This window comes from Streptomyces endocoffeicus (assembly GCF_016741935.1).
In the GTDB taxonomy this organism is placed as follows: domain Bacteria; phylum Actinomycetota; class Actinomycetes; order Streptomycetales; family Streptomycetaceae; genus Streptomyces; species Streptomyces endocoffeicus.
In genome coordinates this window covers 183,500-196,411 of record NZ_JAERRG010000008.1, presented here as the reverse complement: position 1 = coordinate 196,411, position 12,912 = coordinate 183,500, and the positions used below count along the sequence as shown (strand labels likewise).

Genomic DNA, 12,912 nt, shown 5'->3' with positions numbered 1-12,912 from the left:
TTCGGAGTCCTTCGGGTTCAGCGTGCGGCGGCCCGGTGGTAGGCGCGGGCGGCCATCGGGGCCACCACGATCAGCAGGCAGCACAGGATCAGACAGCCCGCGGCCAGCGGATGCTGGGCCGGCAGGGCGTCGCTCACCACCGTGGAGGGGTTGCCCCACAGGTCCCGGCAGGCGCTCACCACGGAGCTGATGGGGTTCCACTCACCGATGATCTGCATCCAGCGCGGCAGCCCGTCCAGCGGTACGAAGGAGTTGGACAGCAGCGCGAACGGCAGGACCATCAGCGAGGAGATGGTGTTCACCGCCTCCGGGCTGCGCACCACCAGGCCGATCAGCGCGCCGATCCAGCACATGGTGAAGCCGAGGAGGAGCAGCAGGCCGAAGCCCGCGGCGGTCTTCACCACGCCGTGGTGCGCCTTCCAGCCGATGAGCAGGCCGACCAGCGCCATCACCAGGCAGCTGAGCGCCGTCATCGCCATGTCCGAGACGGTCCGGCCGAGCAGCACCGCGTAGCGGGACATCGGCAGCGACCGGAAGCGGTCCACCAGACCGTTCTTGAGGTCGTCCGCGACACCGGCGGCGCTGGTGCCCACCGCGGAGAACATCACCTGGGTGAAGATGCCCGCCATGATGTACTCGCGGTAGTTGCCGCCGGGCACCGACATCGCGCTGCCGAAGAGATAGCCGAAGATCAGCACCATCACGACGGGCGCGATGGTCACCCCGATCAGCTTCTCGGGCACGCGGGCGATGTGCTTCATATGACGCCCGGCCAGGATCCAGGTGTCGGTTGCCAGTTCTCTCATGCTGCCGTCTCCCCCTCGTCCCCGTCGGACTCCCCGGCGCTGCTGCGCCCGGTCAGCGCGAGGAACACGTCGTCCATGGACGGCCTGCGCATGGCGAAGTCCGTCACCTCGATTCCCTTGCCGCGCAGCGCGGTCGCCGCGTCGGCGATGGAGTCGATACCGGAGCCCACCGGCACCGACACACTGCGGCCCTGGTCCCCGACCACGGGCTCGCCGACCGCGACGCGCTCCAGCAGCGCGGTGGCCTCCGGGACCGTGGCCGGGTCGGCGAGGCTGACCTCGAGGCGCTCCCCGCCGACCTTGCGCTTGAGCTCGTCCGGGGTACCGTCGGCGATGAGCATCCCCTTGTCGATGACCGCGACGCGGTCGGCGAGCTGGTCCGCCTCCTCCAGGTACTGGGTGGTCAGCAGGACGGTGACGCCCGCGTCGACCTGCTCACGGACCATGGACCACAGGGTCATCCGGCTGGTGAGGTCCAGGCCGGTGGTCGGCTCGTCCAGGAACAGCACGTTCGGGTCGGCCAGCAGGCTCGCGGCCAGGTCCAGCCGGCGCCGCATACCGCCCGAGTAGGTCTTGGTCTCCCGGTCGGCGGCGCCGGTGAGGTCGAAGCGCTCCAGCAGTTCCTCCGCCCGCCGCTTGGCGCTGGCGCGGCCCATGCGGTAGAGCCTGCCGATGAGGACGAGGTTCTCCCGGCCGGTCAGCCGCTCGTCCACGGCCGCGTACTGTCCGGCCAGGCCGATGCGGCGGCGGACGTCCAGGGGCGCCTTGACGATGTCGTGGCCGGCCACCATCGCCCGGCCGCCGTCGGGCGGCAGGAGGGTGGCCAGGATCCGTACGGTGGTGGTCTTCCCGGCTCCGTTGGGTCCGAGGAGGCCGAGCACGGACCCGGCGGGCACCGTGAGGTCGACGCCCTTCAGCACCTCGTTGTCGCCGTACCGTTTGCTCAGGCCCTCGGCCTCGATCGCCACGTCCATGTTCTCTCCTGGAAAGGTCGCCGGTGGGTGCGTGATCGGGGCGGCGCCGTCATCGGTCGATGCCCGCGAGACCGCGGGCATTTCGGCGGCCGGTGCCCCGGGAGACGGCGAGCGGATCCCAGCGCTCGTCGCGGTCGGGCAGCAGGTCCGTATCGCCCAGCACGGCACCGTCGTGCACCTCGTGGATCAGCCGGCGGCCGACGATGGCCGAGGCGCAGGCGATGCCGCCGACGGCGACACCGGTGATGCCGCTGCCGTAGCGGGTGTTGGCGCCCACCACGTGCAACCCCTCGACCTGGGTGCGGGTGTCGGGGCGTGCGCCGACGCCGCCCCAGTCCGCGAGGCCGAAGGGGGTGCCCCCGGTGGACAGGGTGTAGCGCTCATGGGTCAGCGGGGTGGCCGCCTCGAGGTGGGTGATGTGGTCCCGGAAGGGGCCGATCGCCCGCTCGGCGGCGGTCAGCATGGCCTCGGTGAACTCTTCCTTGCTCTTCCGGTAGGCGCCGTTACGGCGGTAGCGGGTGCCGTCGGCGGGCCCGGTGGTCACGCCCCAGCGGTCGTACTCGGGCGGGCAGAGCGTCATCACCTGGAAGTTGCTGTGGCCCGGCGGGCACACGGCGCGCCCCTCGGGGTCCTTCTGGGAGGCGAAGGACAGGAAGAGGAAGGAGACCGGGTCGATGTCGCCCTCGGCGAGCCGCCGGTAGTAGGTGTCGATGTCGTCGTCCGCGTACCACCACAGATTGGCGTTGCGGCGCTCGGGCAGCGGCCGGTCCAGGGCGACGTACAGCGTGGCGAACGGCAGCCCCATGGCCGCCTCGCGGGTCTTGGTCACCAGCTTGGCCGGGAAGTGCTCGGCGCCCACCAGGTCCAGCACGGTACGGCGGTAGTCGGCGTTGGAGACCACCAGCGGGGCGGAGAACTGCCGCCCGTCGGCCAGCCCCACCCCGGTGACCTTGCCGTCGTCGACGAGGACGCGGGTCACATGGGCCCGGGTGAGCAGGGTCCCGCCGTGCGCCTCCAGGGACTCCACCAGGCCCGCGGCCAGCATCTGGCCGCCGCCCTCGGGGTAGTAGGCGCCGCGCACATAGTGGTCGGTGACGGTCGCGTGCATCGAGACGGTCGCCTGGTCGGGCCCCATGCCGTAGTTGGGCGACTGGGCGGCCAGCACGGTCCTGGCCCGCGCGGAGAGACCGCAGTGGTCGAAGAGCCTGGACAGCGGGTGGCGGCCCCATTTGAGGGTCACGGGCGTGCGCGCGACGAGGTCGGCGACGGTCAGCTCCTCCCCGGACAGCAGGGCCGAGCGCATCTCGGCGCCCAGGGCCTCGCAGATGTCGAGGAAGGTGTCCAGGCCCTCGGCGTCCGCCGGCAGCGTCTCCTTCAGGCGCCGCCGGTAGCGGTCCCAGCCGGCGGGCATGAACATCGAGGTGCTCGGCAGCACGATCTCGTCGAAGCCGTCCTGGTCCATCTCGCGGTAGGTGATCCGCTTGTCCAGGCCGAGGCCGCCGAGGATCGCGGGCAGTACCCCGCCGGGTCCGCAGTCGCCGAGGTAGTGGACGCCGACGTCGAACTCGTAGGCCCGGCGGCGGCGGAACACATGGCTGTTGCCGCCCGCGACGTCATGCTGCTCGAGCACCAGGACCCGCCGTCCGGTCACCGCCAGATAGGCGGCGCAGACCAGGCCGCCGATGCCGGAGCCGACGACTATCGCATCCCAATCATCCCGGTTCGTCATGCTGGGGATCCCATCTCTGTCTCAATCGCCGTAACCGTCGCAGCAATCGGGGCCGCGGTCCCGGGCGGTGACCGGAAGCTGCCACCCACACCTTTCGCCCGTACGGCGCCGTGGAGCCGCTTCCCCTCACTCACCTGCGCCGTCACCTTCGCCGTCACCTTCATCGCAGCCGCAGCAGCGCGCAGCCGACGGCCCCGTCGCGGTCCACCGAGGTGATGACCGCGACCTTGCCGGAGGCGTCCGGGGCGTCCTCGGCGGTGGCGAGGACCGCGACCACCTGGAAGGCCGCCGCGGCGGCCGAGGTGTCCCCGATCGGCTCGGGGTGCGGCACCCAGCGTGGCTCCACCGCGCCGAACAGCGCCTCCAGCACGCCCCGTTCGGCCACTCCGGCGGTCCCGGCGGGGGCGGAGGGCGAGACGGCCCACACCTCGGCCGGGGTCACCCCGGAACGCCGCAGGGCCCGCTCCACGCACCGGGTCAGCGCGGGCGCCGGCCCGTCCGGGCCGGCCACCCCCGACTCCACCAGCACCACTTCGGCCAGTCCCGCCGCCGCGTCCGGCGCGTCGGCGGGGACCAGCCGCAGCACGGCGCAGCCCTCGCCGAGCACCACGGCGTCGGCCCGCTCGTCCTCGCCCCGGGTGTGGTGCTCCAGCCAGGCGCGGGCGGCCGAGTGCTCCTCCACCGCGCCGACCAGCACACTGCCCGCCCGGCCCGAGGTCAGCAGCCGCCGTCCGTAGTGCAGCGCCTGGAGCCCGGAGGCGCGGCCCGCGGCCACGGTGGCGTTGGGCCCGCGCAGCCCGTACCGGATGGCGCACTGCCCCGAGGCGCAGTTCATCACCGTGTTGGGGAACTGCGAGGGGTCGACGTAGAAGGGCTTCTCCTGCAGGAAGGTGTCGCGGGTGTGGTCCATGATGGACCGCGCGCTGCCGGTGTTGGTGCCGAGCACCAGCGCCACGTCGTCCCCGCCCGAGGCGGGGCCGGGGTCGCCGTCCGTGACCTCCCGGAGCAGCCGGTCCACGGCCGTGACGGCCAGTCCGGTCACCCGGTCCATGGACCGGGTTCCCTTGCGTCCCAGCACCTCGCGGAGGACGAAGCCCGGCACCAGACAGGCTCGTTCACCGGGGCCCGACCACTCGGCCGGGTCGAGTTCCACCGCCGTGCTCCGCCCGGACCGCAGGCCCTCGACGAAGGCGTGGCGCCCGATCCCGTACGGCGACACCGCCGACCAGCCCGAGATCACGGGACCGCGCACCGCGGCAACCATGGCCGTCACAACCGATCCACTCCTTGGGGAATCCACGCGGGTCCCGGCGGCCGCGCCCCGGGAGCCCGCTCACAGATAGAAGACCGCGCGGTAGCCGGGCCAGCGGGCCGCCATGGCCCCGGCCGGTACCGTGCGTACGCCGGGCAGCAGACCGGACGTGGCGTCCGGGCCGTACGCCCGCAGGTCCTGCTCCTCGATCCACACGCCGACCCCGGCCGCGAGCAGCACGTCCAGGCCCTCGCCCGGGGTGTTGACCTGGGTCAGCTCCCGCTTCCCCAGGCGCGGTACGGGCGTCCGGGCGGCCCGGACGGCGTAGCCGACCGCCGGGCCGCGCAGCAGGACGTCCAGGCCGCCCAGGTGGCGGTGGAACAGATAGGCGCAGTAGAGGCCGTCGGAGAACTGGGTCTCCACCGCGCCCCGATAGGCGCGCTCCACGATGGCCAGCGCGCGCCGCTCCTCCTCCGCCACGGTCACATCACCCCCAGGTAGAGCGTCTTGTCCGCGGCGGCCACATGCTCGGCGAACCGCGCCGGGGCCCGCACCGGGACCTCCGGGATGTGGTCCACCGCGCCGCGGTCGTCGCTGCAGAACCGGCAGGCGTACCAGCGCAGCCGGCCGGGGAAGGCGGTGAGCAGCTCCCGCACCAGCAGGCTGGTGGACGGGTAGTCCACGGACCATGCGGCGAGGTTGCGGGGTTTGCTGTCGCCCAGCCCCCGCTGGGTGAGCATGGTGGCGTAGCCGCACGCCCAGATCTGCACCGTGGCCCCGTCCTCCAGCATGGCCTGCGCCAGCCGCAGCACGCTGGTGAGCAGGTCGTTCTCGTACGGCGCGCCCATGACCGTCAGCAGCACGTCCGAGCGGGGAACCGTCGTGGTCCTGGCCATCTCAGTGCCACACCACCCGGACGCCGGGGGCGAGCACGCGGGCGGAGACCTCCGGCATGCCCACCACCCGTGCCCCGGGGATGAGCCGGTCCGCGGGCAGACCGCGCTGGGCGAGGGAGAAGTCGTCCACCCACACCTCGCCGCCCGCCTCGGCCAGGGCCCGCACCTCCGCCGAGTCCTCCGCCGGCTCGCGCACGGCGGCGGTGACGGCGTCCTGCACCAGCACCAGCTGCACCGGGTGGCCGGAGAGGGCCAGGGTGCGGGCGTCCCGGACGAACGCGCCACAGGCGGCGCCCGCCCAGGGGCCACGGCTCTCGATGAGCAGATGAGGGGAGTTGAGTACCGGTGGGTCTTCTCGCGTCATGATGTCCATGCCTTCAGCCGACCGTCGTGCCGTTCACGGCGTGGCCAGCATCGCCAGGGCCGGGGCGGTGTTCCAGGCGGGCGACATGATCCTGCCAGTGCTCCCGCCGGCCGTGGAGCACGAATTCGATCAGATCGGCCGAGGTCACCGCGCCGTTGAGCTGCCGCATCCGCTTCCGCGTGGCGGCGGTCCTGGCCGCGATCCCGGGGTCGGAGGCGACGAAGGACACGGCGTCCCGCAGCCGTGCGGCCGTCACCTTGTCCAGCGGGACGTGCCGCCCGAGCCCCAGGTCCACGACCCGCTCGGCGTTGAGGTGCTGGTCGTTGACCTGCGGGACGGTGACCATGGGGACCCCGTGGTGCATGGCCTCGAGCACCGAGCCCATACCGCCGTGGGTGATGAAGGCCGAGGCCCGCTCCAGCACCGCCAGCTGGGGTACCGAGCGGCGCTGTTCGACATTGGGCGGCAGCGGGCCGAGCAGCGCGGGGTCGAGGGTGCCGGTGGCCAGCACCACATGCCAGGGCGTGCCGGTGAAGGCCGCCACCACCTCCCGGTAGAAGGCCGGCTGACCGCCGCCCGCGGACCCCAGGGCCACCAGCAGCACCGGCCGGTCGTCCGCGGGGGCCCGCCACTCGCCCTGGTGCCCCCGGTCCCCGATGCAGGGGCCGACGAAGGCGTAGCGCCGGTCCACGGCGTCCCCGTCGAGCTGGAACTCCCGGGGCATCGGCACCAGACAGCGTTCGGGCAGCCCGGTGTAGTCGTCGATGGACAGGGCGATACCGGCCTCGTCCAGGAACGTGCGGAACTCCCGGCGGTACTCCGACCAGCGCGGATCGTCGGCGAAGAACTCGTCGAACATCTCCTGGCGGGCCCGGCGCTCCTCGGCGTCCGCCGCGGACACATGGGTGGAGGCCAGGCAGATGACCGGGACTTGCCAGCGGTGGGCCAGCAGCCGGCCGGTGAGCGCGCCGAAGTCGTGCAGCACCAGGTCGGGCCGGTCCGCCTCGAACGCCCGCAGCTGCCCGGGGAGGATGGCGATCGCCTCGTCGAGGGCGAGGCGGGACATGGCGACCGGGTCGTCCGAGGGCCAGTCCTCGACCCGGTCGGAGGCGGGCAGTGTCGTCTCGTACGGCACCAGGGTGGCGCCGGTGGCCCGCACCTGCGGGCCGAACTCGGCGGGCACGGCATAGCTCACCCGGTGCCCGCGGCGCACCAGCTCGGCCACCGTGCCGAGCGTGGGGTTCACATGGCCGTGGGCCGGGATGTTGAAGAACGCGATATGGGCGACAGATCTGTCACTCGGATCCATGGCACGCTCCGGGTCAGTCTCTGGTGACGACGACGGGGAGCCGCGAGGCGCCGATCATGTCCGAGGTGTCGAGGAACTCGATGTCCGCGTCCGGCACCACCTGGACGGAGCGGTAGCGGTCCAGCAGCAGATTGAAGGCGATCCTGCTCTCCAGGCGGGCGAGCGGGGCGCCGATGCAGTAGTGGATGCCCTGGCCGAAGCCGACGTGGCGGTTGTTCTCCCGGTGGATGTCGAACCGGTCGGGGTCCTGGAAGGCGCTCGTGTCGCGGTTGGCGGAGGAGATCCACACATGGACCAGCTCCCCGGCCGGGATGATCTCCCCGCCGATCTCCACGTCCTCGGCCGTCATCCGCACGAAGTTGCTGAACGAGGGCCGGATGCGGACGACCTCCTCGATCGCCTGGGGCACCAGGGAGCGGTCGGCGCGCACCTCGCCGTACAGCTCGGGGAAGCGGTCGAAGGTCAGGACGATATTGCTGATCAGGGCCGCGGTGGTGGTGATCCCGCCCATCAGCAGGACGCCCGCGAAGCCCACGATCTCCTCGTCGTCGAGCGTCCGGCCGTCCATCTCGGCCCGCACGAGCGTGGTGATCAGGTCGTCCCGCGGCTCGGCGCGGCGCCTGCGGATCTGCTCGAACATATAGGTGTTGAGGGACTTCAGCCGCATCGCGGTCGCCCGGTGCCCCTCGACGCCCTGATTGCTGGCGTGCAGCAGATTGGCCCATTCCGCGAAGAGGTGGGCGTCCTCGCGGGGGGCGCCGAGGATATCGGCGATGACGGCCACGGGGAACGGGAAGGCGAAGTCCGCCGCGATGTCGAAGTGCTTCTTGTCGCCCACCGCGTCCAGCAGCCCGGTGGCGATCTGGAGCAGCTTCGGCTCCAGGCCGGCTATGTAGCGGGCGCTGAACGCCTTGCTGACCAGCATCCGGAATTTCCGGTGCCGGGGCTCGTCCATCGCGGCGATGTTCCCCTTGAAGAAGACGTCGTAGTCCTCCTGGGGCGGCGTGATGTCGGACATGTCGTTAACGAAGACATCGGTGTTGGACATGATGTGGGTGACATCCTCATGCCGGAACACCGACCACTGGAAGGTCTGCTCGTTGTAGCTGACCGGCTCTTCTCGCCGCATCTTCGCCAGCCATTCGAAGAAGTGCGCGTTCGCTTCGGCGGCCTGTGGGGGACGCACGGCATCACTGGTCGTCATCGCGTGTCTGCTCCTTATGAAGTTACGGGTCTACTGGGCCGCCGCACCGTGAGCGTCCGGTCCGGGGCCGTCCATTTCCTCGAGTTTCGCGGCCAGAATGCGGCCGATTTCCGCCAGCGGACCGGGCTTCATCAGGTCCGTGTGCTGCCGGTCGACCTCCCTCGTCTCGATCCGCCCGCCGACATAGGGGCCCCAGGTGGCCGGCGTCGGGGAGATGTCGATCTTGTCGAGCGTGGCCACGACCAGCAGGATGTCTCCGCTGAACTTGTCCGCCTGATGGGTGTTGAACAGCTCGCTGTTGTTGGCGTAGATCCTGGTGATGGCCTCGATGTGGCGGCCCTCGAGGGTGGCCATGGCGCTGCCGAGGCGCTGCAGCACCTCGGTCACCCGCTCATGGGTGAGCGGTCCGCCTCCGAGGTAGCGGCGGTCGTAGCCGACCCACCGCAACAGGTCGGCCAGCACGTCCTGTTCGTCGATGGGCGGCATCTTCTGGTTCGGGTAGGTGTCCAGCACGCCCAGCAGATCGGTCTCCTCGCCCAGCGCCTCCAGGCGGGCGGCCATGGCGTGGGCGATGACCCCGCCGGCCGAGTAGCCGACCAGCCGGTAGGGGCCGGTGGGCTGGACGGTGCGGATCTGCCGCACATAGTCGTCGGCCATCTCGGCGATGGTCGAGGGCAGTCGCTCGCCGTCGTCGTCGAGGCCGCGCGCCTGGAGGCCGTAGACGGGGTACTCCTGGCCCAGGTGCTTGATCAGCCCGGAGTAGCACCAGCTGAGGCCGCCCGCCGGGTGGACGCAGAAGACCGGGGGACGGGTGCCGTGCGGCCGCAGCGGCAGCAGCACGTCCAGCGGCTGTCCCCGGTCGTCGTCGTCCAGGTGGACGGCGAGTTCGGCGGGGGTCGGGGCCTCGAAGAGGCTGCGGATGGTGAGTTCGACGCCGAACGTGGCGTGGATGCGCTTGAGCAGCCGGGTGGCCAGCAGCGACTGTCCGCCGAGGTCGAAGAAGTTGTCCTCCACGCCGACGCGGGGAGCGTCCAGGATCTCCGCGAACAGACCGCACAGGATCTCCTCGCGCGGCGTACGCGGCGCCCGGCCACCCGCACTCACCGGAGACTCCGGAGCGGGCAGCGCCTTACGGTCCAGCTTGCCGTTCACCGTCAGCGGCAACCGCTCCAGCACCACGAACGCGGAGGGGACCATGTGGTCGGGGAGCATGCCTGACGCATGCGCCCGCAGGTCCCTCGCCGCCACCTCGGTGCCCGCGTCCGGGACCACATAGGCCACCAGGCGCTTGTCGCCGGGACGGTCCTCACGGACCACCACGACCGCCTGACCGACCCCCGGGCACTCCCCCAGAACGGACTCGATCTCGCCCAGCTCGATCCGGAAACCGCGCACCTTGACCTGGTCATCGGCCCGTCCGACGAACTCCAGCACGCCCTGGTCGGTCCACCGCGCCACATCCCCGGTCCGGTACATCCGGCTGCCCGCAGGGCCGAACGGGTCGGCCACGAACCTACCCGCCGTCAGCCCGGGACGGTCCCAATAGCCGCGTGCCACGCCCGCGCCCCCGACATACATCTCCCCCGCCACCCCGGCGGGCACCGGACGCAGACCGCCGTCGAGGACATAGACCCGGAGGTCGGGAATTCCGACGCCGATGACACTTCCCGCGCCGGATGTCGCGATACGGGAATCCAGCGCCGCATAACTGACATGCACCGTGGTCTCGGTGATTCCATACATGTTCACCGGCACCGGCCCGGAATCCCCATGCCGGTCGAACCACTCCTCCAACCGCCAGACATCCAACGCCTCACCGCCGAACACCACCCACCGCAGCCCCAACCGGGCACCCATATCCGGGGCCTCACGATCGGCCTGCATCAGCTGATAAAAGGCCGACGGCGTCTGATTCAGCACCGTCACACCCTCATCCACCAGCAACCGCAGAAACTCCCCCGGCGAACGGCTCACCTCGAACGGCACCACCACCAGCCGCCCACCCCGCAGCAGCGCACCCCACAACTCCCACACCGAGAAGTCAAAGGCGAAGGAATGGAACAGGGTCCACACATCGTCCGGGCCAAAGCCGAACCAGCGATCCGTGGCCTCGAACAGCCGCACCACATTTCCGTGCGGCACCACGACGCCCTTGGGCCGTCCCGTGGATCCGGAGGTGTAAATGATGTACGCGGCCGCGTCCGGCGACGTCCGCACCCCCACATCCGACCCGTCCAGTCCCGCCAACTCGGCCGTGACCCCGGCGTCGTCGAGCACCACCAGCGGAACCCCCGCCGGCACCCCGACCCCCGCACCCGCCACCGTCACCACCAGCGACGGACCCGCGTCCTCCCACACATACGCCACCCGGTCCGCCGGATAACCCGGATCCACCGGCACATACACCGCCCCCGCCTTCAACACCGCGAGAACACCCACCACCAGATCCACCGACCGCGGCAGCACCAGCCCCACCCGGTCCTCGACGCCCACGCCCCGCGCCACCAGCAAACGCGCCAGCCGATTCGCCCGCGCGTTCAACTCCCCATACGTCAGGGACTCCTGGCCGCACACCACCGCCACGCTCCCGGCGGACTCCCGCGCCCGCGCCTCGAACAGCTCGGTGAGGGTGGTGTCCGGGCGCGCGGCCGGGGCGGCGTCCCCCGGCGGCAGCAGCCGGGCCCGCTCCTCGGGCAGGAGGATGTCCACGGTGCCGAGGGCGCGGTCCGGGCCCGCGTCCGCGAGGGACTCCATCAGCCGGACGAACCGGCGCTGGTGGAGGGCGAGGTCGTCCTCGCCGTACAGCTCGGGGTTGCCCTCGAAGTCGATGCGCAGCCCCTGGCCCTCCCCCAGGTCGTGGACCACGACCGACAGGTCGTCCACCGGGCCGAGGTTGAGGGTGTGCGGGGTCGCGGGCAGCTCGCCGAAGGTCAGCCCGTGGCCGAACATCATGATGTTGATCTGCGGTCCGACCAGGCGCTGGTCGCCGCCGAGCAGGCCGAGGTCGCGGCGCAGGTCCTCGTAGCGGTAGCGCTGGTGCCGCAGCACCCGCCGCATCGCCCCGGCGACCTGGGTGAGCAGGGCGTCGAAGGTGGACTCGGGCCGTACGGACAGCCGCAGCGGCAGGACGTTGGAGACCATGCCCGGGGTGGCGCGGGCGATCTTGCCGAGCCTGCCGGTGACGGGCAGTCCGACGACGATGTCCTCGCCTCCGCCGAGGCTCTGAAGGTAGGCGGCGAGGACGGCCGTCACCACCGGCGGCCAGGGCACCCCGGCCCGGTCCCCGGCCGCCCGCAGCGCGCGGGTGGACTCCGGGGACAGCCAGGTGGTGCCGCGCCGCAGGCGGGTGGGCAGGGTGGGGTCCGCGGCCGTCAGGCTGGGCGGCCTGGGGCGGTCGGCGAGCAGGGCGTTCCAGTGCGCCTTGTCCTTGGCGAAGTCCTCCGAGGCGCGGTAGCGCTCGTCGGCGGCCACCAGCTCCGCGAGCGGGGCGAACTCAGCTGCGGGCACCGGGGTTCCGGCCGCCAGGGCGGTGTAGACCTCGGCGACCCGCCGGGTGACCAGGGCGCCGCTGAAGCCGTCCAGCACGATGTGATGGCAGCGCAGGTACCACAGGAAGCGGTCGGGGGCGGTCTCGAGGACGGCGAAGAGGACCAGCTCGTCGTCGAGGAGGTTCAGCGGGCGCCGGAAGTCGGCGCGCATCCACGCCTCGGCCGCGGCCTGGGGATCGTCCTCATGGCTGACGTCGAGGTACCGCACCGTGCCCGTGCCGTCCGGGTCGACCACCTGCCATACGCCCTCGGCGTCCTCGACGAAGCGGGTGCGCAGCGCGTCGGTCTCCCGGACGACCCGGCGCAGCGCCTCCTCCAGGAGGTCGGGGTCGAGCAGTCCCTGGATCTCCAGGTACTGGGCACCGTTGTAGATCGGGTTGTCGGGGTCCAGCCGCTGGGCGTACCACATTCCCGACTGGGCGGCGGTCAGGGGGAGCCGGGTGGTCCGGGCGTCAGGCATGTCTCGTTCATCCTCGGTCGCGGTGAGGCTCGCGTATCGGGTGGCGCGCTCTCGCGCGGCGGCGGTGCCAGGAGGCGGGCCCCGGCCCGGGACGGCCGCACGGGTCAATGTGCGGCCGTCCCCGGGCCCGGCGTGGTAGGGCGGTGGGGCGGTGGGGTCAGGCGGCGCTCATCGCCTCGACCAGGCTCTTGGGCCGCATGTCGGTCCAGTTCTGGTTGATGTGCTCGAGGCACGCGTCGCGGGTGTCCTCGCCGTGGACGACCGTCCAGCCGGCCGGGACCTCGGCGAACGCCGGCCAGAGGGAGTACTGCCGCTCCTCGTTGACCAGGACGAAGAAGCGGCCCTCGGCGTTCTCGAACGGGTTGCTCAT

General features: G+C 71.7%; 10 protein-coding genes and 1 pseudogene. All 11 read right to left on the bottom strand.

What is annotated here, in order from left to right:
• Positions 1-17: 17 nt before the first annotated feature.
• The 11 genes and pseudogenes from JK364_RS21355 to JK364_RS21305 all read right to left on the bottom strand — a co-directional run bounded on the left by JK364_RS21355 (position 18) and on the right by JK364_RS21305 (position 12,912).
• Positions 18-806 carry an ABC transporter permease gene (locus JK364_RS21355; RefSeq protein WP_201852738.1) on the bottom strand — a complete coding sequence of 263 codons (789 nt, stop codon included), beginning with the start codon at positions 804-806 and terminating at the stop codon, positions 18-20.
• Positions 803-1,780: an ATP-binding cassette domain-containing protein gene (locus JK364_RS21350; RefSeq protein ID WP_201852737.1), complete on the bottom strand. Its 978-nt coding sequence runs from the start codon at positions 1,778-1,780 to the stop codon at positions 803-805. Before JK364_RS21350 ends, JK364_RS21355 begins: the two co-directional genes overlap by 4 nt.
• Positions 1,781-1,829: 49 nt before the next feature.
• Entirely contained in the window at positions 1,830-3,509 is a 1,680-nt protein-coding gene (locus JK364_RS21345; RefSeq protein WP_201852736.1) for a phytoene desaturase family protein, read from the bottom strand.
• Between the two features lie 160 nt (positions 3,510-3,669).
• Entirely contained in the window at positions 3,670-4,773 is a 1,104-nt protein-coding gene (locus tag JK364_RS21340; protein ID WP_201852915.1) for a beta-ketoacyl synthase N-terminal-like domain-containing protein, read from the bottom strand.
• Between the two features lie 69 nt (positions 4,774-4,842).
• A complete protein-coding gene (locus tag JK364_RS21335; protein ID WP_201852735.1) occupies positions 4,843-5,247 on the bottom strand; it encodes a hypothetical protein in 405 nt (134 codons plus the stop codon).
• Positions 5,244-5,657: a hypothetical protein gene (locus JK364_RS21330; protein WP_201852734.1), complete on the bottom strand. Its 414-nt coding sequence runs from the start codon at positions 5,655-5,657 to the stop codon at positions 5,244-5,246. Before JK364_RS21330 ends, JK364_RS21335 begins: the two co-directional genes overlap by 4 nt.
• Before the next feature lies 1 nt (position 5,658).
• Positions 5,659-6,021, bottom strand: a complete 363-nt coding sequence (locus JK364_RS21325) for a DsrE family protein (protein ID WP_201852733.1) — start codon at positions 6,019-6,021, stop codon at positions 5,659-5,661.
• 115 nt (positions 6,022-6,136) lie between these two features.
• A pseudogene (locus JK364_RS21320) lies at positions 6,137-7,330 on the bottom strand (macrolide family glycosyltransferase); the annotation flags it as partial.
• Between the two features lie 13 nt (positions 7,331-7,343).
• Complete coding sequence (locus JK364_RS21315) at positions 7,344-8,534, bottom strand: cytochrome P450 (protein ID WP_201852731.1); 1,191 nt, start codon at positions 8,532-8,534, stop codon at positions 7,344-7,346.
• Between the two features lie 30 nt (positions 8,535-8,564).
• A complete protein-coding gene (locus tag JK364_RS21310) occupies positions 8,565-12,542 on the bottom strand; it encodes a non-ribosomal peptide synthetase (RefSeq protein WP_201852730.1) in 3,978 nt (1,325 codons plus the stop codon).
• A gap of 157 nt (positions 12,543-12,699) precedes the next feature.
• Positions 12,700-12,912 carry an MbtH family protein gene (locus JK364_RS21305; protein ID WP_201852729.1) on the bottom strand — a complete coding sequence of 71 codons (213 nt, stop codon included), beginning with the start codon at positions 12,910-12,912 and terminating at the stop codon, positions 12,700-12,702.

Bases quoted from the DNA above. Each gene is read 5' to 3' on its own strand.
- JK364_RS21355 (WP_201852738.1), bottom strand. From the start codon at position 806: ATGAGAGAACTGGCAACCGACACCTGGATCCTGGCCGGGCGTCATATG.
- JK364_RS21350 (WP_201852737.1), bottom strand. From the start codon at position 1,780: ATGGACGTGGCGATCGAGGCCGAGGGCCTGAGCAAACGGTACGGCGAC.
- JK364_RS21345 (WP_201852736.1), bottom strand. From the start codon at position 3,509: ATGACGAACCGGGATGATTGGGATGCGATAGTCGTCGGCTCCGGCATC.
- JK364_RS21340 (WP_201852915.1), bottom strand. From the start codon at position 4,773: ATGGTTGCCGCGGTGCGCGGTCCCGTGATCTCGGGCTGGTCGGCGGTG.
- JK364_RS21330 (WP_201852734.1), bottom strand. From the start codon at position 5,657: ATGGCCAGGACCACGACGGTTCCCCGCTCGGACGTGCTGCTGACGGTC.
- JK364_RS21325 (WP_201852733.1), bottom strand. From the start codon at position 6,021: ATGACGCGAGAAGACCCACCGGTACTCAACTCCCCTCATCTGCTCATC.
- JK364_RS21315 (WP_201852731.1), bottom strand. From the start codon at position 8,534: ATGACGACCAGTGATGCCGTGCGTCCCCCACAGGCCGCCGAAGCGAAC.
- JK364_RS21310 (WP_201852730.1), bottom strand. From the start codon at position 12,542: ATGCCTGACGCCCGGACCACCCGGCTCCCCCTGACCGCCGCCCAGTCG.
- JK364_RS21305 (WP_201852729.1), bottom strand. From the start codon at position 12,912: ATGAGCAACCCGTTCGAGAACGCCGAGGGCCGCTTCTTCGTCCTGGTC.